Annotated in this window: 23 protein-coding genes; 12 read left to right on the forward strand and 11 right to left on the reverse strand. The window is 41.9% G+C overall.

Features of this window, described 5'->3' with window-relative positions:
* Positions 1-138: 138 nt before the first annotated feature.
* The 3 genes from KVY11_RS05495 (at position 139) to KVY11_RS05505 (ending at position 3,947) form a co-directional block, all read left to right on the forward strand.
* Positions 139-2,163 (forward strand): NADPH-dependent 2,4-dienoyl-CoA reductase, encoded by a 2,025-nt coding sequence (locus KVY11_RS05495; protein WP_218288366.1) that lies wholly within the window; start codon positions 139-141, stop codon positions 2,161-2,163.
* Between the two features lie 192 nt (positions 2,164-2,355).
* Positions 2,356-2,769 (forward strand): nuclear transport factor 2 family protein, encoded by a 414-nt coding sequence (locus tag KVY11_RS05500; protein WP_004981883.1) that lies wholly within the window; start codon positions 2,356-2,358, stop codon positions 2,767-2,769.
* A gap of 80 nt (positions 2,770-2,849) precedes the next feature.
* The gene (locus KVY11_RS05505; protein ID WP_218288367.1) at positions 2,850-3,947 is read left to right on the forward strand and encodes a YheT family hydrolase; all 1,098 of its coding nucleotides are present in this window, start codon (positions 2,850-2,852) and stop codon (positions 3,945-3,947) included.
* Positions 3,948-4,007: 60 nt separating this feature from the next.
* Here the strand turns inward: KVY11_RS05505 and KVY11_RS05510 are convergent, their stop codons facing one another.
* A complete protein-coding gene (locus KVY11_RS05510) occupies positions 4,008-5,177 on the reverse strand; it encodes an MFS transporter (protein ID WP_218288368.1) in 1,170 nt (389 codons plus the stop codon).
* A gap of 8 nt (positions 5,178-5,185) precedes the next feature.
* Entirely contained in the window at positions 5,186-5,992 is an 807-nt protein-coding gene (gene dkgB, locus KVY11_RS05515) for a 2,5-didehydrogluconate reductase DkgB (RefSeq protein ID WP_218288369.1), read from the reverse strand.
* Between the two features lie 110 nt (positions 5,993-6,102).
* Here dkgB and KVY11_RS05520 point away from each other — a divergent pair, with 110 nt between their 5' ends.
* Positions 6,103-6,993 carry a LysR family transcriptional regulator gene (locus KVY11_RS05520; RefSeq protein ID WP_218288370.1) on the forward strand — a complete coding sequence of 297 codons (891 nt, stop codon included), beginning with the start codon at positions 6,103-6,105 and terminating at the stop codon, positions 6,991-6,993.
* Between the two features lie 58 nt (positions 6,994-7,051).
* Here KVY11_RS05520 and KVY11_RS05525 read toward each other — a convergent pair whose 3' ends face one another.
* A complete protein-coding gene (locus KVY11_RS05525; RefSeq protein WP_004696625.1) occupies positions 7,052-7,453 on the reverse strand; it encodes a hypothetical protein in 402 nt (133 codons plus the stop codon).
* A 226-nt stretch (positions 7,454-7,679) separates the two neighbouring features.
* On the opposite strand from KVY11_RS05525, the gene KVY11_RS05530 reads away from it, so the two are divergent.
* From KVY11_RS05530 to rodA, 6 genes are all read left to right on the forward strand, one after another.
* The gene (locus KVY11_RS05530; RefSeq protein ID WP_004696627.1) at positions 7,680-9,320 is read left to right on the forward strand and encodes a CTP synthase; all 1,641 of its coding nucleotides are present in this window, start codon (positions 7,680-7,682) and stop codon (positions 9,318-9,320) included.
* Positions 9,321-9,351: 31 nt separating this feature from the next.
* Positions 9,352-10,209 carry a 3-deoxy-8-phosphooctulonate synthase gene (gene kdsA / locus KVY11_RS05535; RefSeq protein WP_005401052.1) on the forward strand — a complete coding sequence of 286 codons (858 nt, stop codon included), beginning with the start codon at positions 9,352-9,354 and terminating at the stop codon, positions 10,207-10,209.
* 60 nt (positions 10,210-10,269) lie between these two features.
* On the forward strand, positions 10,270-11,559 hold the full coding sequence (eno, locus tag KVY11_RS05540; RefSeq protein ID WP_004696631.1) for a phosphopyruvate hydratase: 1,290 nt from the start codon (positions 10,270-10,272) through the stop codon (positions 11,557-11,559).
* Positions 11,560-11,566: 7 nt separating this feature from the next.
* The gene (locus KVY11_RS05545; RefSeq protein WP_010326966.1) at positions 11,567-11,968 is read left to right on the forward strand and encodes a septum formation initiator family protein; all 402 of its coding nucleotides are present in this window, start codon (positions 11,567-11,569) and stop codon (positions 11,966-11,968) included.
* Complete coding sequence (gene ispD / locus KVY11_RS05550; protein ID WP_218288371.1) at positions 11,928-12,647, forward strand: 2-C-methyl-D-erythritol 4-phosphate cytidylyltransferase; 720 nt, start codon at positions 11,928-11,930, stop codon at positions 12,645-12,647. The genes KVY11_RS05545 and ispD overlap by 41 nt, the downstream gene beginning before the upstream one ends.
* A gap of 114 nt (positions 12,648-12,761) precedes the next feature.
* Positions 12,762-13,898 carry a rod shape-determining protein RodA gene (gene rodA / locus KVY11_RS05555; RefSeq protein WP_004696637.1) on the forward strand — a complete coding sequence of 379 codons (1,137 nt, stop codon included), beginning with the start codon at positions 12,762-12,764 and terminating at the stop codon, positions 13,896-13,898.
* A gap of 82 nt (positions 13,899-13,980) precedes the next feature.
* On the opposite strand, the gene KVY11_RS05560 is transcribed toward rodA, so the two are convergent.
* From KVY11_RS05560 to betI, 6 genes are all read right to left on the reverse strand, one after another.
* Entirely contained in the window at positions 13,981-14,466 is a 486-nt protein-coding gene (locus KVY11_RS05560; RefSeq protein WP_218288372.1) for a hypothetical protein, read from the reverse strand.
* A gap of 56 nt (positions 14,467-14,522) precedes the next feature.
* Positions 14,523-15,797, reverse strand: a complete 1,275-nt coding sequence (locus KVY11_RS05565) for an MFS transporter (RefSeq protein WP_168158816.1) — start codon at positions 15,795-15,797, stop codon at positions 14,523-14,525.
* 73 nt (positions 15,798-15,870) lie between these two features.
* Positions 15,871-17,505: a malate dehydrogenase (quinone) gene (gene mqo / locus KVY11_RS05570; protein ID WP_168158815.1), complete on the reverse strand. Its 1,635-nt coding sequence runs from the start codon at positions 17,503-17,505 to the stop codon at positions 15,871-15,873.
* Between the two features lie 497 nt (positions 17,506-18,002).
* The gene (gene betA / locus KVY11_RS05575) at positions 18,003-19,667 is read right to left on the reverse strand and encodes a choline dehydrogenase (RefSeq protein ID WP_218288373.1); all 1,665 of its coding nucleotides are present in this window, start codon (positions 19,665-19,667) and stop codon (positions 18,003-18,005) included.
* 120 nt (positions 19,668-19,787) lie between these two features.
* Positions 19,788-21,260 carry a betaine-aldehyde dehydrogenase gene (gene betB / locus KVY11_RS05580; protein WP_218288374.1) on the reverse strand — a complete coding sequence of 491 codons (1,473 nt, stop codon included), beginning with the start codon at positions 21,258-21,260 and terminating at the stop codon, positions 19,788-19,790.
* Positions 21,253-21,879 (reverse strand): transcriptional regulator BetI, encoded by a 627-nt coding sequence (betI, locus tag KVY11_RS05585; protein WP_218288375.1) that lies wholly within the window; start codon positions 21,877-21,879, stop codon positions 21,253-21,255. Before betI ends, betB begins: the two co-directional genes overlap by 8 nt.
* Positions 21,880-22,425: 546 nt before the next feature.
* On the opposite strand from betI, the gene KVY11_RS05590 reads away from it, so the two are divergent.
* Positions 22,426-24,486, forward strand: coding sequence for a choline transporter (locus tag KVY11_RS05590; RefSeq protein WP_218288376.1), 2,061 nt, complete (start codon positions 22,426-22,428; stop codon positions 24,484-24,486).
* A gap of 12 nt (positions 24,487-24,498) precedes the next feature.
* Positions 24,499-25,113 (forward strand): MarC family protein, encoded by a 615-nt coding sequence (locus tag KVY11_RS05595; RefSeq protein ID WP_004981851.1) that lies wholly within the window; start codon positions 24,499-24,501, stop codon positions 25,111-25,113.
* 54 nt (positions 25,114-25,167) lie between these two features.
* On the opposite strand, the gene KVY11_RS05600 is transcribed toward KVY11_RS05595, so the two are convergent.
* Together KVY11_RS05600 and cydX are read right to left on the reverse strand one after the other, a co-directional pair.
* A complete protein-coding gene (locus tag KVY11_RS05600) occupies positions 25,168-25,470 on the reverse strand; it encodes a cyd operon YbgE family protein (protein WP_004696655.1) in 303 nt (100 codons plus the stop codon).
* A 3-nt stretch (positions 25,471-25,473) separates the two neighbouring features.
* Positions 25,474-25,575 carry a cytochrome bd-I oxidase subunit CydX gene (gene cydX, locus KVY11_RS05605; protein ID WP_002120988.1) on the reverse strand — a complete coding sequence of 34 codons (102 nt, stop codon included), beginning with the start codon at positions 25,573-25,575 and terminating at the stop codon, positions 25,474-25,476.
* Positions 25,576-25,586 lie beyond the last annotated feature (11 nt).

Here is a 25,586-nt window from a genome sequence, read left to right on the forward strand (position 1 = left end):
AGAGTCATTATGCAACATGTTGCATAAAAAACAAATCTCGATTATAAAGATAAACATTATGCAACTTGTTGCATTAAATAATTTGATCTAACCTTGTATTTAAAATACCAGCCAGCGAAAGCACGCCAAGGAGTACACATGTCTAATTATCCGCATTTACTTGCGCCTTTAGATTTAGGCTTTACCACATTAAAAAACCGCGTATTAATGGGATCTATGCACGTTGGACTTGAAGAAGTTGAAGGTGGTTATGATCGCATGGCGGCATTTTATGCAGAGCGTGCCGCTGGCGGTGTAGGGCTAATCGTAACAGGTGGTATTTCACCGAATGATCATGGTGTGACTTTTCACGGTGGTTCTAAGTTAGATACTTTAGAAGAAGCGGAAAAGCATAAAGTCATCACACAAGCCGTACATGATGCGGGTGGTAAAATTGCATTACAGATTTTACATACAGGTCGTTATTCTTATCAGGCTGAAAACGTTGCACCTTCTGCAATTCAAGCACCGATTAACCCAGTAAAACCTCATGCTTTGACTTCTGCTGAAGTGAATCAGACTATTGCAGACTTTGTAAATTGTGCAAAATTGTCGAAAATCGCTGGCTATGATGGTGTTGAAATCATGGGCTCAGAAGGCTACTTAATCAATGAATTCATTGCGGCACGTACCAATCATCGTGATGATGAATGGGGTGGAAGCTATGAAAACCGTATTCGTTTCCCGATTGAAATCGTAAAACGCACTCGTGCAGAAGTGGGTGAAAACTTTATTATTATTTATCGTCTTTCAATGTTGGATTTGGTTGAAGGTGGTTCGACTTTAGAAGAAGTGATTCAGCTTGCCAAAGAAATTGAAAAGGCGGGTGCAACCATTATCAACACAGGTATTGGTTGGCATGAAGCGCGTATTCCAACGATTGCAACCAAAGTGCCACGTGCGGCATTTACATGGGTGACCAAGAAGCTAAAAGGTTCGGTTCAGATTCCTTTAGTGACGTCTAACCGTATTAATACCCCTGAAATGGCTGAACATGTTTTGGCTCAGGGTGATGCGGATATGGTGTCGATGGCACGCCCAATGCTTGCAGATGCTGAGTTTGTACTCAAAGCAGAACAAGGCCGTAGTGATGAAATCAATACGTGTATTGGTTGTAACCAAGCTTGTTTAGATCAAATTTTCTCCATGCAAATTGCGACGTGTTTAGTCAACCCGCGTGCATGCTATGAAACTGAACTGATTTTTAAAGAAAGTGCGGCTAAGAAAAATATTGCGGTTATTGGTGCTGGGCCTGCAGGTTTGAGTTTTGCGACTTATGCCGCTGACCGTGGACATCAAGTGACTGTTTTTGATGCAGCAAGTCAGATTGGTGGTCAGTTTAATATTGCGAAGACTATTCCTGGTAAAGAAGAGTTTTACGAAACACTGCGTTATTTTAAACGTAAAATTGAATTACAACCGAATATCAAATTGGTGCTGAATCATACCGCAACTTATGAAGAACTGAGTGCTGAAAATTATGATGACATTGTGGTTGCAACAGGCGTTACTCCACGTGAACTGACTATTGAAGGGATTGATCACCCGAAAGTGTTGAGCTATATCGAAGTTCTACGTGAGCGTAAGCCTGTTGGTAAAAAAGTCGCGATTATTGGTGCGGGTGGTATTGGTTTCGATACAGCAGAATACTTAAGCCATGAAGGTGAAAGCGGTAGTTTAAACCCACAAAAATTCTATGATGAGTGGGGAATCGACACCAGCTATGCACATGTCGGTGGCTTAAAACAGCCAGTCTTGGAGCAGTCAGATCGTGAAATTTACCTTCTACAGCGTAAAGCGAAGGCAGTCGGTGCAAGCTTAGGTAAAACCACGGGTTGGATTCACCGCACAGGGCTAAAACATCGCGATGTAAAAATGATTGCAGGTGCAAGCTACGACAAAATTGATGATCAAGGTCTCCACATTACAGTGAATGATCAGTCAACGGTTTTAGAGGTTGATCACGTGATTATCTGTGCAGGACAAGAGTCTTATACTGCAATGTACGACCAGTTAAAAGCCGATGGTAAAAATGTGCATTTGATTGGTGGTGCGAAAGAAGCAGGTGAGTTGGATGCGAAGCGTGCGATTCGTCAAGGCGCTGAACTGGCTGCGACCATTTAATCGATAACAATCATTTATCAGCTTAAAATTTGTAATAAAGCTCCCTCTCCTACACGGAGAGGGTTTGGGAGAGGTATTTTCTAAAATATTATTTTTTTCCCTCGTGTTGCCTTTTCCATGAAACGTATGTGGTGCAAGAGAAGGTGCCTTTATTGCAGATTTGAGTAGATTCACTTTCATAAGGACATAAGAATGAGTTTAGCAACAACAAAACAAGCGCTAGTACGCTGGCATGATATGGTCACGACTCGTGATATGAGCATCTTAAATGAGCTTTTAGCAGAAGATGTCGTGTTCCGTTCACCGGTGGCGTTTAATCCTTATCCGGGTAAGCAAGTGGTTTTTTTTATTTTAAGTAATGTGATTCAGGTTTTTGAAAACTTTACTTACCACCGTGAGTTTTTTACAGAGGATGGTTTAAGTGTCGTCCTTGAGTTTTCTGCCAATGTCGGCGAAAAAAAGCTCAAAGGGATTGACATGATTCGTTTTAATGAGCAAGGTCAAATTGTAGATTTTGAAGTGATGATCCGTCCTAAATCTGGGCTAGAGGCCTTAGCTGTACAAATGGGACAGCGAATGGCAGCTTTTGCACCTCAAGCTGGATGATAAAGGTGTGACTTGTTATTTATAGTTAGGCACGAAAGTTGATGCATCACCAAGAAAGATAGGAAAAAGAAGGTACTGATATGAATGCTGTGTTCAGTTTGCTAAACCAATTAAGCCAAACGGCGTGGGATCGAGTGACTGGTGCGGAACAACCGAAGCTCTATATTAACCCACAAGGGCAAATTCAAGAGACTGTTGGGGCGCTTACACAGCTTCAAGAAAAGTACCGACCAACGCCGTGGTTATCCAACACGCATGCCCATCTTTTGTATTTTGATGTGATTCGTAAGCGTCGGATTCAATTGGAATACGATCATTTTGATCAGTTAGAGATGCAAGACGGTGGGGTCACTGGCATTATGTGGTTTGGTTATGACTTGCCTGAAGCGACGCCAACGGTTGTGGTTATGCATACGATTACAGGCTCTCCTGAAAGTATGCGTGAGGTGGTGCGTGACTTAAATCGCTATACGGGTTGGCGTGTTGCACTGTGCTTACGCCGTGGACATGCAGACCTTCCAATGCCTGTACCCAAAATGAATCTTTTCGGTTCAACCGATGATTTACGTGAGCAAATTGCCTTTATTCAAAGCAGATTTCCAAGTTCAACGTTGTATGCGGTAGGCTCTTCTGCGGGAACGGGGCTTTTGGTGCGTTACTTAGGCGAAGAAGGGAGTCAAACCCCTTTTAAGGCGGCCTTTGCCCTGTGTCCGGGTTATAACACGGAGTTGGGTTTTGTAAATGTGCATCCCTTTTACAGTAAGGTCATGACTAAAAAGCTATTTAAGAAATTTATTTTTCCCTACCAGAAAACGTGGCAACAAACAGCGTCTGTATCGCAAGTTTTAATGACCAGAACCTTGGCTGAGTTTGAGTCGAGTTATTATGAAATGGCGGGTTATGTGGACTATGACAGTTATAACCAAGCCACAAACCCAATTTATGTATTTGAAAATGTCACCATTCCATTGCTGATTTTAAATGCAGAGGATGATCCCGTTTGTCACATTAAAAATTTTGAACCGTATAAAGACATGATCCGTCAAATGCCGAATATTGCGGTAGTGACCACCAAAAAAGGCAGCCATTGTGGCTTCTATGAAGGGGCACTAAATACAGAGTCTTGGGCGACCAAGCTGATTGCGGATTTTTTGAAACTGGAACAACAAAAACACTGAGTATAAAAAAGACCTACAGCTGTGTAGGTCTTTTTTTGATTGGTTCAGCAGTGTAAAGGCTTAAACGGCTTCACAGGCTTTCTTGCTAAGACCGAACTTCATTTGCAGTAAGACCAAGATCAAGGCCATAAAGCTGAGTACGGCACCTGCATATGAAACTGCTGCATAGCTGAGTTGCATACTCAGTACCGTTGCACCTGCAAAAGCACCTAAGGCATTACCTAAGTTAAACGCACCAATGTTGACTGAAGAGGCAAGACCAGGCGCATCTGCTGCGACTGACATGACGCGCATTTGCAGTGGCGGTACTACCGCAAATGCAGCCGCACCCCAAATCACTAAGCCAATCGCCGCACCAACGGTTGTTTGTGCTAATACTGGGAAAACAAGCATCATCACCATCAAAAGTACAAGGAAGCCAATCAGGGTTTTCTCTAGGGATAGATCGGCAAACTTTCCACCCAAATGATTACCAATGGAGAAACCGATCCCGATTAAAATCAACATTAAGGTGATGGTTTGCGGTGATGCCTGCATAAATACGTGTAGACTCGGAGCAATGTAGGTATATAACGCAAACATGGCGCCCGCGCTCATGACTGTGGTTAATAAAGCAAGGACGACAGGCGCACGTGTTAAAACGCGCAATTCTTTTGCTACATTCGGTTTAACCACATCGTGATCTTGCGGGAGTGCTTTCCATAGGGCCAACATGGTCATGATGCCTAAGATTGAAATCGCAGCAAAAGCCATGCGCCAACTGGTATTTTGACTGAGCCACGTCGCAAGTGGCACACCGCCAATATTGGCAATGGTGAGGCCCATAAACATCATGGCGACTGCACTGGCTTGTTTATCTTTAGGCACAACACTGGCTGCCACCACCGAACCTAAGCCAAAGAATGCACCATGGTTTAAACTGGTAATTAAACGTGCACCCATTAAGCTCATATAATCAGGTGCAACGGTCGCCAACACATTCCCAATTGTGAAAATAGCCATCAATAGGATTAAAGCTGTTTTCTTAGGAAAGCGTGCCAGCCATAAGGTCATGAGCGGAGCCCCAATCATGACACCTACTGCATAGGCACTAATCAGCAGTCCGGCTTGTGGAATTGAAACGGACAAATCATTGGCAATTTCAGGCAAAAAGCCCATGGGTGAAAACTCGGTGGTTCCAATGGCAAAAGCACCCACCGCAAGCGCCAAAAGCGGAAAATTAATTTTCATAGCGATGCTCAATCCCAAATCGGTGCTAATCCTTCAGGATTAACTTCACGTTGATTTCGGTCTAATTGCGTAATTACCATCATTTCTTCAGTCGACAGTTGAATCTCTTGTGCCTTTAAGTTGGACATCAAGTGTTCACGTTTGGTTGAAGATGGTATGACTGCAAAACCACGTTGTAATGCCCAAGCCAAACTAATTTGTGCAGTCGATACTTGATGTTGCTGCGCGATGTGCATTAAAACAGGATCATTCAAAACCTTACCGTAAGCCAGTGTCATATATGAAGTGACATCAATGTTTTGCGCTTGGAGGAAATCAACCAACTTATGGTTTTGTAAGTAAGGACTGAGTTCAATTTGGTTGGTTGCGATGTTTTCTAGCCCAATACTCTCAATCGCCTGTTGAGTCAGCTCAATATTGAAGTTAGAAACACCAATGTGTTCGGTCAAACCTTGTTGTTTCGCTTCCAATAAGTTCTGCATGAGTTCTGTAATGTTTACACCTGTACTTGGGGCAGGCCAGTGGATCAAGGTTAGATTCACTGCATCGGTTTTTAGTTTATGCAAACTTTCTTTTAAGCTTGGAATCAATTTTTCTGCTGAGTAATTTTCCGTCCAGATTTTTGTGGTGAGAAAAAGATCTTGACGGTTGATACCACTGAGTTCAATGGCTTGACCAACTTCGGCTTCATTACCATAGATTTGAGCAGTATCGACCGCACGATAACCGACTTCTAGTGCAGTTTTCACAGACTCAATGACAGTGTCACCTGTTAAACGGAAAGTGCCTAGGCCGAATTGAGGAACGATATTCATTTTTTACTCGATAACTTGTTTCATGGAATGAGGCTATTTTGTAGAAAAAAGACTTGCTTAAAAACTGGGTAATTTGCAAAATATTATTGACTATTAATCAATAATTACACATGAAATCAACCATAGAAGAATTAACGGCTTTTGTGAGCATTGTTGATAGTGGCTCTATCATCAAAGCTGCGCAGCAATTGGATCAAACCACATCAGGTGTCAGCCGTGCCTTGCAACGTTTAGAGTCGAAGTTGAATGTGACGTTGCTGGAACGAACGACACGGAAGCTCAAGCTGACCTATGAAGGACAGCAGTTTTTGGCAAAGGCGCGTAAAATTTTACTGGATCTGACCGAAGCTGAAGAAAGTCTGCAAAATACTGATGCTGAGGCGTCTGGTTTAATTCGGATTGATTCAGCAACGCCTTTTGTACTGCATGTGATAGTGCCGCTGATTGAAGAATTTATGCAGCACTACCCAAAAATTGATATAGAAATTACCAATCACGATCAGGTTATAGACTTACTTGAACATAAAACCGATGTCGCGATTAGGTTTGGTGAGTTAGCGGATTCCAGCTTACATGCCAAGCTGCTTTGTAAAAGCCGTTTATATATTGTGGCTAGTCCTGTTTATGCGCAAAAACATGGTCTACCTAAAAATGCAGCAGAATTAAGCTCACATACTTTGCTTGGTTTTAGTCAGCCTGCACATTTAAATACGTGGCCTATTCAGTTGGAGGATGAGCCTTTAATTATTCAGGCTAAAATTAAATGTTCAAATGGTGAAACGGTTCGTCAGTTGGCATTGCAGGGGGCAGGGATTGCCTGTTTATCACGCTTTATGGTCGAGCAAGATATTCAAGATGGGCGGTTTATTGCTTTGTTGGAAGATCAAATTCAGATCAAAGAGCAGAAAATACATGCGGTCTACTATCAACAGAATTATGTGCCAAAGCGTATTCGCTTGTTTATCGACTTTCTTGCAGAAAAATTAAAAGCCTATTTATAAGCCAGCATTAAAAAAACCCGATATCAATCGGGTTTTTTAATCATCTAAATAGCGATGATTAGTTTTCTAAAGCTGGTGTCGCTGCTGCAATGGCTGCTGCAACCGCATCGTCTTCAGTTTGCGTATTTGGGTTTGTATTACTTGGACGTGCTTGCGTTGGTTTTTCTTCAGCTTTTGGTGCTTCTGCTTTAGGTGCAGGCTGAGCTGCTGGAGCAGGTGCTGGCGTTTCACGACGGATTTCAGTAGTTGTATTCGGCGTTTCTTCGCGAATCACTTCAACTTGCGCTGGAATCTCAGGCTCAGATGCTGCTAAAGGTTGAAGTTCAACAGTTTGTTGTTGCTCTGTAGTAACGACTTCAACTTGTTCTTGTTCATCTTCTTTAGGTGCTTCTTTCTTTACACATGCTGTTAATAGTAAGCCTGCTGCAATGGCACCACAAATTAAAAGTTTTTTATTCATAATTACATAAAATCGAGTGTTTGAAGGATCGCGCCATTATAACAGCAAAATGCAAGATGAAAATCCTATGAACTTAGCTTAATTTTATCTGCCAAATGCTGATAGAATATCCAATTGTTTATTGTTCTATGAATTGATGCGGATTGACTTTGCTTTATTGGTACAAGGTAAAGTAAAATTGCGCAACATTGCAGGCCGAATTAGGCTCGATTGTACGAGAAACCCAATGACCCATTTTATTTTCGTGACTGGTGGTGTAGTTTCATCACTAGGTAAAGGTATTTCAGCTGCTTCAGTTGCTGCGCTTTTAGAAGCCCGTGGATTAAAAGTAACCATGGTAAAAATGGATCCATACATTAATGTCGATCCAGGGACTATGAGCCCGTTCCAACATGGTGAAGTTTTTGTCACAGAGGATGGTGCAGAAACCGATTTAGACTTGGGTTATTACGAACGTTTCTTGCGTCGTGCGAAAATGACCAAGTTAAATAACTTTACTTCTGGTCGCGTATACCAAGACGTTTTAAATAAAGAACGCCGTGGTGACTACCTTGGTGGAACTGTTCAAGTTATTCCACATATTACAGACAACATCAAAGAACGTGTACTTCGCGCAGGCGAAGGTTATGACGTTGCGATTGTTGAAATTGGCGGCACAGTAGGTGACATTGAATCTCTCCCATTCATGGAATCTGTACGTCAACTTATGGTTGAACTAGGTCATAAGCGCACTATGCTTATGCACTTAACTTTGCTTCCATATATCAAATCTGCGGCAGAGTTGAAAACTAAACCAACTCAGCACTCGGTAAAAGAATTGTTATCGATTGGTATTCAGCCTGACATTTTAATTTGTCGTACTGAATATGATGTTGATGCAGACACGACCCGTAAAATTGCCTTGTTCACAAACGTTGAAGCACGTGCAGTTGTGGTGTGTAAAGATGCGCGCAGCATTTACCAAATTCCGCGTACATTCTATGAGCAAAATGTTGACGACTTAATCTGTGAACGTTTTGGTTTCAATGACTTGCCTGAAGCTGATTTAACAGATTGGGACAATGTTGTAGAAGCGCTACTAAACCCTGAATACACGGTTCGTGTTGCAATGGTTGGTAAGTATGTTGAACTTCCAGATGCGTATAAGTCTGTGAATGAAGCGCTTTTACATGCGGGCATTCAAAATCGCGTTAAAGTTCAAATTGACTATGTCAATGCTGAAGAACTTGAAAGCCAAGATGTCAATGAAGTATTGAAAGATATGGATGCAATCTTGGTACCGGGTGGTTTTGGTGAACGTGGTACTGAAGGGAAAATGCAAGCGATTAAATTCGCACGTGAAAACGGTGTTCCATTCTTGGGTATCTGTTTAGGTATGCAGTTGGCTGTGATCGAATATGCACGTAATGTCGTGGGTATTAGTGACGCGAGTTCGACTGAATTCAACCGTTCGACTAAGTCTCCATTGATTGGTCTAATCACTGAATGGTTAGATGAGCGTGGTGAAGTTCAACAGCGTAATGTTGACTCTGACCTTGGTGGTACGATGCGTCTTGGTGCTCAAAAATCAGAATTGGTTGAAGGGACTAAAACACGTGAAGTGTATGGTTCAGCAGATATTATTGAACGTCACCGTCACCGTTATGAGATGAATAACCGTTTTATTCCAGCGCTTGAAGAAGCTGGCATGAAAATTTCGGGCTATTCACCTGTACAGCACTTAGTAGAAACAGTTGAAATTCCTCAACATCCTTGGTTTATTGCTGTACAATTCCACCCAGAATTTACAAGTTCACCACGTGATGGGCACCCATTATTTGCTAGTTTTATTGATGCTGCAAAAGCACAGTACAAAAAAGCGAAGTAATTTGGGTTAAGCAATAAACTAGGAAGTTTAAATGTCACAATTAAAACCACAAGAAATTGTACGTTTAGGCGATATACAAATGGCAAACCACTTGCCATTTGTACTATTCGGCGGCATGAACGTACTTGAGTCTAAAGATTTGGCTTTTGAAATTGCAGAGACTTATGTCGATATCTGCAAGCGTTTGGAGATTCCTTACGTATTTAAAGCCAGTTTTGATAAGGCCAACCGTTCAAGCTTGAACTCGTTTCGAGGGCCAGGCCTAGAAAAAGGGATTGAGTGGTTAGCTGACATTAAAAAACATTTCAATGTACCTATCATTACTGATGTACATGAACCTTACCAAGCTGCACCTGTAGCGGAAGTTGCGGATATTATCCAACTTCCTGCTTTCCTAAGTCGTCAGACTGATTTGGTTGAAGCGATGGCAAAAACTGATGCCATCATTAACATCAAAAAAGCACAATTCCTTGCACCACATGAAATGCGCCATATTTTGCATAAGTGTTTAGAGGCCGGGAATGACAAGCTCATTATTTGTGAACGTGGTTCGGCATTTGGTTACAACAATTTGGTTGTAGACATGTTGGGTTTCGACATCATGAAAGAAATGAATGTCCCTGTGTTCTTTGATGTGACCCATGCGCTTCAAACTCCGGGTGGTCGTGCGGATTCTGCGGGCGGTCGTCGTGCGCAAATCACGACACTTGCCCGCGCGGGAATGGCAACAGGTCTAGCAGGTTTATTCTTGGAAGCACATCCAGACCCAGAAAAAGCCAAGTGTGATGGACCATGCGCATTGCGTATGTCTCAACTTGAGCCTTTCTTGGCACAGCTAAAAGAATTGGACACCTTGGTTAAAGGTTTCAAAAAGCTAGATACACACTAAATTATAAACTCATTGATGCCATCTAAAGCATCTCGTTATTAATCAACTGAGGAATTGTTCATGAGCCAAATCGTTGACATTCGTGCACGTGAAATTTTGGACTCTCGTGGTAACCCAACCATCGAAGCAGACGTAATCTTAGCATCTGGCGTAGTTGGCCGTGCATGTGCACCATCTGGTGCTTCAACTGGTTCTCGTGAAGCTTTAGAACTTCGTGATGGCGACAAAGCACGCTATTTGGGTAAAGGTGTTAAAACTGCGGTTAACAACGTAAACACGATTATCCGTGATGCTTTAGTGGGCAAATCAGTATTTGAACAAAAAGACATCGATAATACGATGATCGAACTTGATGGTACTGAAAACAAAGAAAAATTGGGTGCAAATGCAACTTTAGCTGTTTCGCTCGCTGCTGCACGTGCTGCTGCTGATGAAAAGAAAATTCCTCTTTTTCAATACATCGCAGATTTACGTGGTCAAACCATTTTGACTATGCCTGTACCAATGATGAACATCATCAATGGTGGTTCGCATGCAGACAACAATGTGGATATTCAAGAGTTTATGATTGAGCCAGTAGGCTTCACTTCATTCTCTGAAGCATTACGTGCGGGTGCTGAAATCTTCCATTCTCTAAAATCAGTTTTAAACAAAAAAGGTTTAAACACTGCTGTAGGTGATGAGGGTGGTTTTGCGCCGAACTTACGTTCAAACGAAGAAGCAATCACTGTGATTCTTGAAGCGATTGGTCAAACTGGCTACAAAGCGGGTTCTGATATTATGCTTGCGCTTGACTGTGCGTCTTCAGAATTTTACAAAAATGGTCAGTACATCCTTGCTGGTGAAGGCAATAAAGCATTCACAAGCAACCAGTTCTCTGACTATTTGGCGGGCCTTGTAAACCAATATCCAATTATCTCAATTGAAGATGGTTTAGATGAGTCAGATTGGGAAGGTTGGTCTTACTTGACATCTATCCTTGGCGACAAAATCCAGTTGGTGGGTGATGACTTGTTCGTTACAAACCCGAAAATCCTTCAACGTGGTATTAATGAGAAAGTAGGTAACTCTATCTTAATTAAATACAACCAAATTGGTACGTTGACTGAAACTCTAGATGCAATCTATCTTGCGAAAGAAAATGGTTACTCTACTGTAATTTCACACCGTTCTGGCGAAACTGAAGATTCTACGATTGCTGATCTTGCGGTGGGTACTGCGGCTGGTCAAATCAAGACAGGTTCACTGTGCCGTTCTGACCGTGTAGCGAAATACAACCAATTGCTTCGTATTGAAGAATTGACAAATGCTGCTTACCGCGGTAAAGCTGAGTTTAAAGGTTTAAACTAAGCGACTGATGTCAATGTTCAATGTATTCGACTCGTTGATGAGTAAAGTACTACTAGGCCTTGCGATCATTTTGATCGCAGGGTTTCAGTATTTATACTGGTTTGGTGAGGGTGGTTATCAAGACCATTTACAACTCACACAAAAAATCCAACAACAAACTGAAATTAATAACGACTTAAAAGAACGTAATCGTGTCTTGGCGGCAGAAGTGTATGATTTGAAAAATGGTATTGAAGCCATTGAAGAGCATGCGCGCTTAGACTTGGGTTTAATCAAACCTCGAGAAACGTTTATTCAAATGAGTACCATCAGTACTCAATATAAGCCTGTTTATATTGATCCTAACGCCCAAATTGATTTGCGAACCAATGAAGACGATGAGCCTGAAACCCCTCCAGCTACCCCATAAATTGTGGGCTATTATTCCTGCTGCTGGCTCGGGTAGTCGCTTTTCTAAAACTGAACTAAAACAATATCAAATGATTGGACAAAAGACCGTACTTGAACATACGGTTTTACGTCTTAACCAATTGCCTTTACAGGGCTATGTTTTGGCGATTGGTTTAGATGATGATGTCGCTCAAAGTTTGCCTTTTACCAACATGGAAAAAGCACATTTTTGTGAAGGTGGTGCTGAGCGTGTAGACTCAGTGCTCAATGCGCTCAATTATCTTTCCACAATCGCTGATGCTGACGACTGGGTCTTTGTCCATGATGCAGCTCGTCCATGTGTCACGCAGGATTGTTTGGTGAGATTGGTTGATACTGCTATTCAGTCCAATACAGGGGCGATTTTAGCTATTCCTGTTAGAGATACTTTAAAGCGTGTAGCCTCAGCGCAAGATATTCAAGAAACCGTTGATCGTTCACAGCTTTGGCAGGCACAAACTCCGCAGATTGCTAAACTGGGGGTACTGAAAAAGGCAATTGAACATGCACTAGAGGCACAAGCCTTAATTACAGATGAAGCTAGTGCTTTAGAGTTTGTTGGTGAAAAGGTTCAAGTCGTACAAGGGCGCTCCGATAATATTAAAATTACCTATCCAGATGACCTTGAGCTTGCACGCCTGATTTTGGCGGCACAATAAAAAATTATTTGGATTTATTGAGCTAAAACTACAGAAATATGGGTTTGAATGATGTTATCTAAAACACTTTGAACTTATAATTTGCCCTGTCTTTAGCTCATTCAATTTACGCAAATGATACCATCACAGCAGTATCGTTTTTTACGTCAGTCTTTACGTGACGGTAGAAGCATTAAACATGACTCATCTCGCTGGGCTAAATTGCATTTAGATCCATGGCTTTTATGCTTTCTGATTTTAAATGCCGTGTTGGGATTGTTGGTCATTTATAGTGCTTCAGCGCAAGATATGGGTATGGTGTTTCGCCAAGCCACAAGCTTTGCTGTGGGCTTCATTGTGATGATTATCTGTGCGCAAATCCCTCCCAAAGTCTATCAGGCCATTAGTCCTTATTTTTTCATCTTTGCTGTGATTTTAATGGTATTGGTCTTGGTGGTGGGCGAAACCCGCATGGGAGCCAGACGTTGGATTAGTCTACCGGGTATTGGTAGTATGCAGCCTTCTGAGTTTATGAAGTTTGCCATGCCTTTGATGATGGCATGGTACTTTGCAGGTCGTGCATTCCCGCCGAAGTTTATGCATATTGTGATTTCGTTGGGTATTATGATGTTGCCGTTTTTATTGGCAGCTTTACAGCCCGACTTAAACCTAGGTCTCTTGATTCCTGGTGTGTGCGTCATTTTCCTCAGCGGTATTTCTTGGCGGCTTATTGCTTTGGCCTGCGGTGCGTTGGCTGTTGTCGCTCCCTTACTTTGGATGTTCTTTTTGCAAGAGTACCAAAAAAAGCGAGTGCTCACTTTATTTGATCCAGAGTCGGATGCATTGGGTGCGGGTTGGAATATTATCCAATCCAAAATTGCCATTGGTTCAGGTGGCTTAATGGGGAAGGGTTTCACAGAAGGCACACAGTCACATTTGGGGTATTTGCCTGAGCACCATACCGACTTCATTATGTCGACGTATGCGGAAGAGTTTGGCTTTATTGGGGTGTTCTTGCTGTTTAGTTTGTTTGCGGCCATTATCATTCGTTGTTTAATTATTGGTATGAACAGCTTTCATAATTTTGGGCGATTATATGCGGGTGCTGTGGGCTTAACGTTCTTCTTCTTTGTGTTGTTAAACTCGGGGATGGTCAGTGGGATTTTACCTGTAACAGGTGATCCATTGCCACTGATGAGTTATGGTGGAACCGCGGTGATTACCATGCTGGCCAGCATGGGCATCGTGATGTCAATTCATACTCATCGCTAAAGTCTAAAAGAATTAAGCCAGCGATATTGCTGGCTTTTTTGTGCTTAAAATAAGAAGAAAACTCTAACGGTTTTTTTGATCTTTATAAAGCACCATATTGCTGCCATGTTTCACCTGTATGCAGGCTATTATAATAGTTTTGTAGAGTATTCAAGTCATGGTATTGCGTATAGGCTAATACTAAAAGCCCAAAAATTAAAGCCGCCTTCAATAGATTTAAATGCAAGTGCTGCTGTAAAAAATAGCCTAAGCTAAGTGCGGTGAGTATGACTGAGGGAAGAATGGCAATACTTTCATACTGAGAAAGAAACATCCAATGATTGAGATAAATCAGAATTAGAATGAGTCCAATCAATCCCATGTAGTTATAGATCTTTTTATTTACAGATGCTTTAAAAACAGTAATTGTTTGAAATATTAAAATCAGACTACTGAAAAGGTATGCACTTTTTCCACCAATAATCACACTATAGATTGCATTGAATAGGCAATAAGCCAACAACATGGATAGTACGAAAGAATAGAGTTTGACATAGAGAGTGTGTGAAAAGGGGAGAATCTGTTTCATAATTTGCTCTATTGAAAACTCACATCATATTAAAAGGAGATTTGAAGCTTAACATGCTATTTGATTCTTGTGACGGTGACATGTTTTTGTTGTGTTGGAGATGGGTTGAGTAAATGTCGTGTACGAGTAGAGCTTAGACCACAGATTATTAAACACAGCGTCCCGCCAATAAGTACTGCTGGCACCACAGAAAAATAGCGCGTCATCAGGCTCATGTGTAGGGCACCGAGTTGATTACCTGAAGTCACTAAGATGCCATTTAAAGCTGCTACACGTCCTAATAGTGCTTTTGGGGGGAGTTGCTGTAATAAAGTTTGTCGAATGATCATGCTGATGCTATCAAAGGCGCCAATCAAAACAAGGAAGAAGACTGAGAGCCAAATATGGGGGGATAGTGCAAAGGCTAAAGTGCACAAAGCAATTGCAAAACTACTATAGAGCATGTTTCTCCATGCATTTTGCATCGGAGAATAACAGGTCAACATCAACATCATGATACAGGCGCCAATGGCTGGTGCTGCTCTGAGTATACCTAGGCCTTCAACGCCGAGATGTAGGATGTCGTGTGCAAAAATAGGCAGTAAGATAATGACACTACAAAAAAGCATGGCACTGAGGTCAAGTAACATACTCCAAAACATCAGTGGATGTTTAAAGATAAATAAATAGGCCTCTTTTAAGCTTTTGCTTAAATGTTGTTTATGCGTGCTAGGGAAGTCGCGAGCGCTTAATCCGAATAAGCAGATGCTACCCACGCAACACAAGAAAAAAACAATCAAGAGGGTTTTTTTAAGCCCAAGTTGGCCGAGTAAAAGTCCTGCGCATAAGGGCGCTAAAATGCCGCCCATTTGCCAAATGAGGGCAGTCCATGTGGCTGCATTGCTATAGGCTGACTCTGGGGTTAGAAAAGGGCGTAATGAATTAAAAGATGGACTGTAAATACCTCTAAGTATACCTAAGCAAAAGATGAGGCTATAAATGCCGCATAAAAGTGTATTTTGTTGAATGTGCTGTTGTTGGTATTGAGAAAAAAGAACAATAAATAATAAGGGAATTAGGGTGCTACAGCTAAAACTCCACTGCACAATTTTTTGTCGGTTATAGCGGTCAGCCCAGTCGCCACTAATAAGGGAGAGGAAAATAAAGGGAAGTAACTCAATTAAGGCAATCATGCCAAGGCTGAGTGGATTTTGAGTGAGTTGATAGACACTATAGGCAATGACGACTTCTTGAATCATGATGGCTAGAATTAAGCACAATTGATTTACACTCAGAAGTGAAAAATCACGTGAACGAAAAGCCAAAAAAGCGTCGGAATGGAAAAGCGACATAAACAGAATAGTTTCAAATATGAATTAAAAAAAGGATGGCGCAAAGTCCATCCTTTTTAGGGTTTAAAACAGATTACTGTGCTTTTGCTACCGCAACAGTTTCGTCATTTGCAGCTTTAGCCATAGGTGTATATTTCAAACCTAGGGTTGTGCTGGTGTATTGGCGAATTTGGTCAAGAAGAACAGGATTGGTGCTGAGTTCTTGTTGGTACGATTTTACAATTTCATGTAATTTCGGATTCCATTTACCTTCTACTTGTTGTGGGAATGCTTTTTCAAGCAAGCTCAACATAATATAAGGAGAAGTCGAAGCGCCTGGTGAAGCACCTAATAGGGCAGTCACAGCACCATCTTGTGATGCAAAAATCTCGGTACCAAATTGTAAGCTTGCAGGTTTGCCTGGTTCTTTCTTAATGATTTGTACACGTTGACCACCTTGATTCATACGCCAGTCTTCTGGTTTTGCATCAGGGTAGTATTTTTTCAATTCATTAAAACGGTCGGCATCGGTCATCATGACTTGGCTAACTAAGTATTTCACCAAATCAAGATTTTCCATACCAACAGCAGTCATTGGTAAAACGTTGTTCTTCGTGGTTGATTTCAATAAATCAAGCTGAGAACCTTGTTTTAAGAACTTGTTTGAATAAGTCGCAAATGGACCAAATAATACATATTTTTTACCGTCGATATAACGTGTATCAATATGTGGAACAGACATTGGAGGCGCGCCTAATTCAGCACGACCATAAACTTTTGCAGTATGACCTTCAGTGACTTTCGGGTTGTCGGTCATTAAGAACACGCCACCTACAGGGAAGCCAGCATATTGCTTCGCTTCTGGTAAGCCTGTCATTTGTAAAAGCTTAACCGCTGCACCGCCTGCACCAATAAAGACAAAGCGCGTTTTCACGTGATCTGTTTTACCTGTGGTGAGGTTTTTAAATGCAACCGTCCAAGTTTTATCATCGTTTTGGCTAATGCCAGTCACTTCAGTCGATGTTTGTAGTTTGAAGTTAGATTGTTTTTTAAGGTGATCGACCAATTGAGTGGTGATCGAACCATAGTTCACATCCGAACCTACATCCATGCGTGTTGCAGCTACTTTCTGTGCAGCATCGCGGCCATTCATTACCAATGGTGCCCATTGTTTAATTTCAGCAGGATTCTCAGAGAATTTCATGCCATAGAACATTGGGTTTTTAACCATTGCAGCATAACGTTTTTCGAGGAAATTCACGTTATCGCCCCAAACGAAGGCAATGTGCGGTACAGGGTTGATAAAGCTATTTGGTTGACCCAAAACGCCTTCTTTCACCTGATAAGACCAGAACTGTTTTGCAACTTCAAATTGTTCCGCAACGTTCACAGCTTTAGAAATGTCCATTTTTCCATCTTTTTCAGAGGTATAGTTCATTTCCATAAAGCCAGAGTGGCCTGTGCCAGCATTGTTGAAGCCGTTTGAGCTTTCTTGTGCAACATTGTCTAGGCGTTCATACATGCGAATTTGCCAGTTTGGCTCAAGCTCGCTTAGATATGTGCCTAAAGTTGCACTCATGATCCCACCGCCGACTAAGACTGCGTCAACAACAGGCTCATTGCTGGTGGTTTGGATTTTTTTAGACGTGACGGGTCTAAATAAGAAAATTACGACTGCAATAATAAGCAGTACGATTAATACCAAAAGGTATTTTAAGAATTTGTTCATGCGATTATGACCTTGGGGAGCAGGTTTTGGATCGCTTTATAGCGAAAAGAATAAAAAAATAAGAAGAATGATAGAGCTGCTTATAAATGACCAGCTTGGTATAGTTGAAGTAATACTTAAAAGCTGAAAAGCGCACAAAAATATAAGTTTTGAGCCTATCACACAGTCCTGATTTATGAATATTTTAGACTAAATATGTATTGACTTAGTAATTTTTATTGTAAATGGGTTGGGTTGAACTATAAATATGAGTGATGTGTAAGATTAATCATTGTTTTTATTGGTGTTTATTCTTGTTAAGATTTGATAATTAAGATATTGATGTTGAATATATATACAGGCATTCAATATTTTAAAAGCTAAAATGAATAAATTGGATACTAATAGAAATAGCATTATGTATACAAAACGCAGCATGGTTGTTTAAGAAAAAATGAATAATCACCTGACCTTTTTATTTTAAAGATAATTAAAGTCAGGTGCTGAGCTATTAAAACTTATTCAGTTTCAGCTTGATAAAAAGGTGCATGAGAACGAGGTAGGGCTGTGCGGCCACGGATTTGATCCGCGATTTTTTCAGCCATCATAATGGTGGTTGCATTTAAGTTACCCGTGATAATCAGCGGCATAATTGATGCATCCACCACACGTAAACTTTGCAGGCCATGCACGCGACCTTGTCCATCAACTACCGCCATATCATCTTCACCCATTTTACAACTACAGGATGGATGATAAGCCGTTTCGGCGTGATTACGTACAAATTCGTCTAATTCAGCATCGCTACTCACATCTTTTCCGGGACTGATTTCTTCGCCACGGTAAGGATCAAGCGCAGGTTGCTGCATGATTTCGCGGGTGATTCGAATCGCGTCACGAAATTCCTGCCAGTCTTGTTCTGTCGACATGTAGTTAAATAAAATACTTGGATGGTCGAAAGGGTTTTTAGATGTCACCTGTACTCGACCGCGTGAAGGTGAGCGCATCGAACCGACATGGGCTTGGAATCCATGCTCTTTGACGGCATTACTGCCATTATAGTTAATTGCAACAGGCAAGAAGTGGAATTGAATATTTGGCCAAGCAAACTCTTTGGAGGATCGAATAAAGCCACCTGCTTCAAACTGGTTGCTTGCTCCAATCCCTGTTCCGTTAAACAACCACTCTGCACCAATTGCAGGTTGATTTTGCCATTTTAAAGCAGGGTAGAGAGAAACAGGTTGCTTACACTTATATTGTAAGTACATTTCTAAATGGTCTTGCAGGTTTTCACCGACACCCGGTAAGTCATGCACGACTGGAATGTCGAGAGATTGAAGTAAGGTGCTTGAACCCACACCTGAACGTTGCAAAATTTGCGGTGATGCTATCGCCCCTGCACAAAGTAGAACTTCTTTATTGGCATAGACCTGAAGCAAGTTGTTTTGATTAGCACCTTGAATATATTCAACACCAATCGCTTGTTTGCCATTGAACAAAATTTGATTGGTCATGGCGTGGGTGATAATGGTTAGATTCGCTCGGCCTTTGGCCATATCTAAATAGCCACGTGCTGTGCTTGAGCGTCGCCCATTAGGGGTTACGGTTCGATCCATTGGGCCGAAACCTTCTTGTTGATAACCATTTAAGTCATCAGTGCGTGGATAGCCTGCTTGCACACCCGCTTTAACCATGGCGTGGAATAACACGTTATTGTCTGCTTTAGGTGTGGCGACACAAACAGGGCCAGCATCGCCATGATAGTCATTGCCACCGATATCACGGGTTTCAGCTTTTTTGTAATAAGGCAGACAGTCCGCATAGCTCCAGTCTTCAAGGCCTTTCAAGCTGGCCCATTGTTCTAAATCCATGGCATTTCCACGGATATAGCACATGCCATTAATTAGGGATGAGCCGCCTAAGCCTTTGCCGCGACCACATTCCATGCGGCGGTTATTCATATGAGGTTCTGGGTCGGTTAAATACGCCCAGTTATAACGACGACCTTGCAAGGGATAAGCTAAGGCAGCAGGCATCTGGGTACGGAAGTCGAGACGATAATCAGGACCACCTGCTTCGAGTAACAGTACCGAAACATCGGGGTCTTCTGTTAAACGAGCAGCCAGTACGTTACCCGCAGAACCTGCACCAATAATAATATAATCGTAGTGTTGAGAATGCATAATGATCCTTTTTCTATGGCAGGGCCACGTTGCATGAGAACGTGGCCACATGTTGAGTTGAGGATGAAAAAAAGAATAAATAAAAAGGAAGTAAGGATTTAGATAGTTAAAATTCAGACTTTAAAAAATACTTTGGTATTCACCCAGTTCAACTTGAACCGATTTGATACGGGTATAGTGTTCAAGTGTGGTGATGCCATTTTCACGTCCGACTCCTGACTGTTTATAACCCCCTACAGGCATTTCAGCAGGGGATTCGCCCCATGTATTGATCCAGCAAATCCCTGCCTCAAGCTGATGAATAATGCGATGCGCTTGGGAAATATCTTGTGTTACCACACCCGCAGCTAAACCATAACTGGTGTTGTTGGCACGTTGAATAGCTTCTTCAATACTGTCATAGCTTAAAATGCTCATGACCGGACCAAAGATTTCATCTTGCACAATGTGCATGTCGTCGTGACAGTCTGTAAACACAGTCGGTAATACATATGCACCTTGAGCAAGCGCTGCTTCGGTAGCACGTTGTCCACCAATCAATAAGGTCGCACCTTGTTGTTTGCCTGACTCAATATAAGACAAGACTTTTTCCATATGCGGAAAGCTGACTAAAGGTCCAAAGTTGGTTTCAGCCTGCATAGGGTCACCTATGCGAATACGTTTTACACGCTCAATCACTGCTTGTTCAAATACAGCCTTGAGGGTTTGTGGTACAAACACACGGGTGCCATTGGTACATACTTGACCTGAGCTAAAGAAGTTCGCCATCACCGCAATATCGGCTGCGCGATCAAGGTTGGCATCGGCACAAATAATCAGAGGTGATTTGCCACCGAGCTCCATGGTGACTTCTTTGAGACTAGAAGCCGCAGCACTGGCCATGACCTTTTTACCCGTTGCCACACCACCTGTGAACGAAATTTTTTGGATATCTGGGTGTTCAGTCAACCATTGACCCACGTCAGCACCAAAACCTTGTACCACGTTGAAAACACCAGCAGGTACGCCTGCTTCATTATAGATCTCTGCTAACTTTAAGGCGGTAAGAGGGGTCACTTCGCTGGGTTTAAAAATCATGGCATTCCCAGCAGCGAGGGCAGGAGCTGATTTCCAAAGTGCAATTTGGATTGGATAATTCCAAGCGCCAATCCCTGCCACTACGCCTAAGGGTTCACGGCGCGTGTAGAAAAAACTACTTTCACGTAGTGGCACTTGTTCACCTTGAATGGCAGTTGCAAGTCCTGCGTAGTATTCTAAAACGTCTGCACCAGTGACAATGTCCACAGTAGAAGTTTCACTAAATGCTTTACCTGTATCGAGTGTTTCTAGGCGTGCTAACTCATCATTACGTGCGCGTAAAATATCGACTGCTCGACGTAAAATACGGGCACGTTCGATTGCCGTCTTGGCAGCCCATTCACGCTGCCCTTGTACAGCACTTTGCACGGCTGTATCGACATCAGCTTTGGATGCTTGTTGAATGGTAGCAATGACTTCACCTGTAGCAGGGTTGATACTGTCAAAGGTTTGACCACTGGTGGCATTGAAATATTGTCCGTGAATATAAAGCGAGTGAAGCTGTACATCATTCATTTTGTTGTTCCTGCCGTATCTGTTGAATTAAGCGAAGTTGCATATCGACATAGTCGTATGCAATAGAACGTGCCAAATCACGATCAAATGCTTGATGACCACTTAAACTTCCACGTAACCATAATCCATCAATCAGTGCTGCTAGCCCTTTAGCGGCTTGGCTTGCCTGTGACTTCGGCATGAGCTGCAAGAAATAAAACTTCAAATTTGAATAAAGACGTTGGTCATTGATTCGTTGCAGTCGACCCAAGTCGGATAGGTGCATACTGGCAGACCAAAAATCGAGCCAAACCCGCATAGCAGTGTTGTTGACCTGACTGATGTCAAAGTTGGCATCAATAATGGCTTTGAGTAAATGTTCTGGACTGGGTTGCGCCACCTTTGCTTTATAGCTCGCCGTGGTCTCGGCTAAGACATTCAGCATTTGGCGCATGCAACTGTGAATGAGACCTTGTTTATCACCAAAATAATGGCTCACAATGCCCGTAGAAAGCTGTGCTTTTTTCGCAATTTGAGCAATGGTGGTGTTGGATAAGCCCACCTCATAAATGACTGCATAGGCAGCATTAATGATTTCTTCACGGCGCTCATGCTCAGGTTTTACTCTACGTTTATTCATGACAATCCAGAACAATTTTCCTTAAATTTAAAGGCGTTAGATTCAATAACTTACATGGAAAGCATCATAGCATTTTTTTATGATACTTTTTATTGATTGAACGTTCAATCAATAAAAAGTACACTTATGGTTAAATTCAAAGCAAAATACTGCTAAATTGCTTTGAGTATTCGACATAACTTTTTATTTATCAAAAGGATGTGCCATAAGGGTTTAATTGCAGAACATCATTCAGAAAAGTGAGCTGATGAGCTATAGGCTTACGGTTTTATACTTTTTTCGAGTTTAGAAAGCTCTTATAGTCATGTTGAAGGGAGATATGTGTAAGATTTCTATCAAAATATCGATGAACAAGGGTGGCTTACATTTTAAAACTGTGTAGCAAATGCACCGCATAAATGATTTAAACCTTCAGGTTTAAAGAAGATAGCGTTTTTATTTCTGATAAAAATACTGTCGTTTTCGTTAGTCGATTTTTAAGCTCTCGACCACGAGAAGTTTAAAAATTGGCTTTTGTCTTTTTTTATTTACTTTCTTGAGGATTGTATGGCGACAGATAATCCAAGAGCAGTTGATGATCAAACATTAGCGCCTAAAGACCGTTTAAATGGTGTGGTCTTTTATATTTCAGCTCTCATTATTTTAATTTTTTCTATTACCACCATTTTGTTTAATGACTTTGCCAACCGAACCTTAAATACAGTCTTGGCGTGGGTGAGTTCAACTTTTAGTTGGTATTACTTACTCGCAGCGACTTTGTATATGGTCTTTGTCATTTTTATTGCCTGTTCTCGCTACGGCAACATCAAATTAGGCCCCAAACATTCCAAACCTGAATTTAGTCTTTTAAGTTGGTCTGCAATGTTGTTCTCAGCTGGGATCGGCATCGATTTAATGTTCTTCTCGGTGGCGGAACCTTTATCCCACTATATGCATCCACCTGTGGGTGAGGGGCAGACCTTAGAAGCTGCACGTCAAGGCATGGTGTGGACGCTATTTCACTATGGTCTAACTGGATGGTGTATGTATGCCTTGATTGGCATGGCATTAGGGTATTTTAGTTATCGCTATAACTTACCACTGACCATTCGCTCTGCTTTATATCCGATCTTTGGCAATAAGATTCATGGGCCGATCGGTCATAGTGTTGATACCGCTGCGGTCATCGGGACTATTTTTGGTATTGCCACGACCTGCGGGATCGGGGTAGTACAGCTGAACTATGGCTTACATGTGTTGTTCGATTTACCCGAAAACCTCTGGATGCAAACCGCATTAATTGTGGTTGCGGTGGGAATGACCATTATTTCAGTGACTTCAGGGGTGAATAAGGGACTGCGAGTTCTCTCCGAGATCAATATTTATGTTTCTGTCGGGTTGATGCTGTTTATTTTGTTTTTAGGCAATACCGAATTTTTACTGAATGCTTTTGTGCAAAATATTGGGGACTACATTAACCGTTTTCCAAGTATGACTTTGGAAAGTTTTGCCTTTCAACAACCAAAAGAATGGATGAACAGTTGGACATTGTTCTTTTGGGCATGGTGGGTGGCTTGGTCACCATTTGTAGGTTTGTTTTTAGCACGGATTTCACGTGGTCGAACCATTCGTGAGTTTGTTAGCGGAACGCTCATTATTCCTTTATTTTTCACACTCACGTGGTTATCAATATTTGGAAATAGTGCACTACATAGTGTGATTTTTGATGGTAATTTAGCCCTTGCACAGAGTGTCATTGCAAATCCTGCACATGGTTTTTATGACTTGCTAGCACAGTATCCATGGTTTCCCTTTATTGCAGGGGTAGCCACAATTACTGGTTTACTATTTTATGTGACCTCGGCGGACTCTGGTGCGCTGGTATTGGGAAATTTCACCACTCAATTTACCAATGTCGACCATGATGCACCGCGATGGTTGAGCGTGTTTTGGGCTATAGCCATTGGTTTATTAACCCTTGCAATGTTGATGGCTAACGGAGTAACGGCACTACAAAACGCCACAATCATTATGGGGTTGCCGTTTAGTTTTGTGATGTTCTTGGTGATGGCAGGATTGTATAAATCACTGCGGTTAGAAGACTACCGACAAGCCAGTAGCAGTTTAAATGCCGCACCCGTGGTGGGCAATGTCGACATCCTCAACTGGAAAAAACGTTTGTCCCGAGTCATGCACCATCCAGGAACAACTGATACTCGGCGTATGCTCGATGACATCTGCCGACCGGCTGTGATGGCGGTTGCAGAGGAAATGCAAAAACGAGGTATCGACATCAGTGTTCAAGAGAGTGCGCTAGAAGAAGATCCTAATCTGTATCATTTAGATTTGATGATACATTTGGAAGAAGAACAAAACTTTGTCTATCAAATTTGGCCAGTACGTTATATCGCACCGACCTTTAGTGAGCGTGGCAAACTAGGTAAACGCTTCTACTACCGTCTTGAAACTTATTTGTATGAAGGTTCTCAAGGCAACGACCTTGTTGGTTATACCAAAGAGCAAGTGATTAATGATGTGCTGGATCGTTATGAGCGTCACATGACCTTCTTACATATCAATCGAATCAGTCCAGGGAATCGTCCCTTATTTCCAGACCCTCAAGGATAATTAGGAGGAACCATGTTGACCTCATATTTACATGCTTTTGCTTTGTTTTTCTCATTGCTGAATCCGTTTTTAATGAGTATTTACATGATTGGCATGATTCGGAACTCCGAAGCTAAAGTGTTTAATAAGGCCTTGATTCAGGGCTGTCTCATTGCCTTTATAGTATTTATGCTGTTTGCATGGGGTGGAGAAGCGATTTTTAGTAAATATTTAAATGTACGCTTTGAAGCCTTTCAAATATTTGGTGGTCTGATCTTCTTGGTGATTGGTTATCGTTACGTGTTTCAGGGGGCAGATACCATTGGTGAAATGCGTGGTGCGCCTGAGCATTTGGCAGGAACCATTGCCATGCCTTTTATGATTGGCCCAGGAACCATCAGTGCTGCTGTGGTGACAGGTATGGCACTGCCAATCAGCGGCGCAGCCATGATTATTTTCCTGACTTTGGCGTTGACCTGTGGTTTGATGATTTTAATGAAATTTGCGCATGACCATTTGCGTTATAAGCATGCCAAATATATTGACCGTTATGTTGATATTGTCGGACGACTGTCGGCCTTACTGATTGGAACCATTGCGGTAGATATGATTATTAATGGCATTATTGGCGTCATGGCTGAAATGTAGAATCCACGAATAGCGGACCATAAAAAAGCCCTCAGTAAATGAGGGCTTTTTTATTTAACTGAAGAACCAAGTGTAATAACCCCAGATCATCAGTGGCCACGATAGAAACGGGCTAAACAGCCATTTCCAAATCCAGTGGCGTGGCACGAACCCGACGCCGTGGATAAAGCCGCCTGAGATACCAATCATGATATACATCAGTGCACTGTGACTATAGTGACCATTGTCATCCAACATAGCAGCAGGATGCACTAACAACACCGCTGCAAGTGGAAAGGCCAATAGGCAGGAAATTAGCATCGCAAATTTGTTCGGCTTTTTATCTACAGTTTGGTTTTCCATAGCAACGTCTGTCATGGTTTATTCCTCATCAAGGTCTTGATGATGTTCGATATACAAAGCACTGAGTACACCTGCAAAGCAAGCCATCAAAATGCCGAGAATCCATGCAAAATACCACATAATTTGATCTC

The organism is Acinetobacter sp. CWB-G5 (assembly GCF_019209785.1).
In the GTDB taxonomy this organism is placed as follows: Bacteria; Pseudomonadota; Gammaproteobacteria; order Pseudomonadales; family Moraxellaceae; genus Acinetobacter; species Acinetobacter johnsonii.

What these genes read in the sequence shown, in the direction of transcription:
- KVY11_RS05495 (WP_218288366.1), top strand. Translation starts at nt 139, where the DNA reads ATGTCTAATTATCCGCATTTACTTGCGCCTTTAGATTTAGGCTTTACC.
- KVY11_RS05500 (WP_004981883.1), top strand. Translation starts at nt 2,356, where the DNA reads ATGAGTTTAGCAACAACAAAACAAGCGCTAGTACGCTGGCATGATATG.
- KVY11_RS05505 (WP_218288367.1), top strand. Translation starts at nt 2,850, where the DNA reads ATGAATGCTGTGTTCAGTTTGCTAAACCAATTAAGCCAAACGGCGTGG.
- KVY11_RS05510 (WP_218288368.1), bottom strand. Translation starts at nt 5,177, where the DNA reads ATGAAAATTAATTTTCCGCTTTTGGCGCTTGCGGTGGGTGCTTTTGCC.
- dkgB (WP_218288369.1), bottom strand. Translation starts at nt 5,992, where the DNA reads ATGAATATCGTTCCTCAATTCGGCCTAGGCACTTTCCGTTTAACAGGT.
- KVY11_RS05520 (WP_218288370.1), top strand. Translation starts at nt 6,103, where the DNA reads ATGAAATCAACCATAGAAGAATTAACGGCTTTTGTGAGCATTGTTGAT.
- KVY11_RS05525 (WP_004696625.1), bottom strand. Translation starts at nt 7,453, where the DNA reads ATGAATAAAAAACTTTTAATTTGTGGTGCCATTGCAGCAGGCTTACTA.
- KVY11_RS05530 (WP_004696627.1), top strand. Translation starts at nt 7,680, where the DNA reads ATGACCCATTTTATTTTCGTGACTGGTGGTGTAGTTTCATCACTAGGT.
- kdsA (WP_005401052.1), top strand. Translation starts at nt 9,352, where the DNA reads ATGTCACAATTAAAACCACAAGAAATTGTACGTTTAGGCGATATACAA.
- eno (WP_004696631.1), top strand. Translation starts at nt 10,270, where the DNA reads ATGAGCCAAATCGTTGACATTCGTGCACGTGAAATTTTGGACTCTCGT.
- KVY11_RS05545 (WP_010326966.1), top strand. Translation starts at nt 11,567, where the DNA reads ATGTCAATGTTCAATGTATTCGACTCGTTGATGAGTAAAGTACTACTA.
- ispD (WP_218288371.1), top strand. Translation starts at nt 11,928, where the DNA reads ATGAAGACGATGAGCCTGAAACCCCTCCAGCTACCCCATAAATTGTGG.
- rodA (WP_004696637.1), top strand. Translation starts at nt 12,762, where the DNA reads ATGATACCATCACAGCAGTATCGTTTTTTACGTCAGTCTTTACGTGAC.
- KVY11_RS05560 (WP_218288372.1), bottom strand. Translation starts at nt 14,466, where the DNA reads ATGAAACAGATTCTCCCCTTTTCACACACTCTCTATGTCAAACTCTAT.
- KVY11_RS05565 (WP_168158816.1), bottom strand. Translation starts at nt 15,797, where the DNA reads ATGTCGCTTTTCCATTCCGACGCTTTTTTGGCTTTTCGTTCACGTGAT.
- mqo (WP_168158815.1), bottom strand. Translation starts at nt 17,505, where the DNA reads ATGAACAAATTCTTAAAATACCTTTTGGTATTAATCGTACTGCTTATT.
- betA (WP_218288373.1), bottom strand. Translation starts at nt 19,667, where the DNA reads ATGCATTCTCAACACTACGATTATATTATTATTGGTGCAGGTTCTGCG.
- betB (WP_218288374.1), bottom strand. Translation starts at nt 21,260, where the DNA reads ATGAATGATGTACAGCTTCACTCGCTTTATATTCACGGACAATATTTC.
- betI (WP_218288375.1), bottom strand. Translation starts at nt 21,879, where the DNA reads ATGAATAAACGTAGAGTAAAACCTGAGCATGAGCGCCGTGAAGAAATC.
- KVY11_RS05590 (WP_218288376.1), top strand. Translation starts at nt 22,426, where the DNA reads ATGGCGACAGATAATCCAAGAGCAGTTGATGATCAAACATTAGCGCCT.
- KVY11_RS05595 (WP_004981851.1), top strand. Translation starts at nt 24,499, where the DNA reads ATGTTGACCTCATATTTACATGCTTTTGCTTTGTTTTTCTCATTGCTG.
- KVY11_RS05600 (WP_004696655.1), bottom strand. Translation starts at nt 25,470, where the DNA reads ATGACAGACGTTGCTATGGAAAACCAAACTGTAGATAAAAAGCCGAAC.
- cydX (WP_002120988.1), bottom strand. Translation starts at nt 25,575, where the DNA reads ATGTGGTATTTTGCATGGATTCTCGGCATTTTGATGGCTTGCTTTGCA.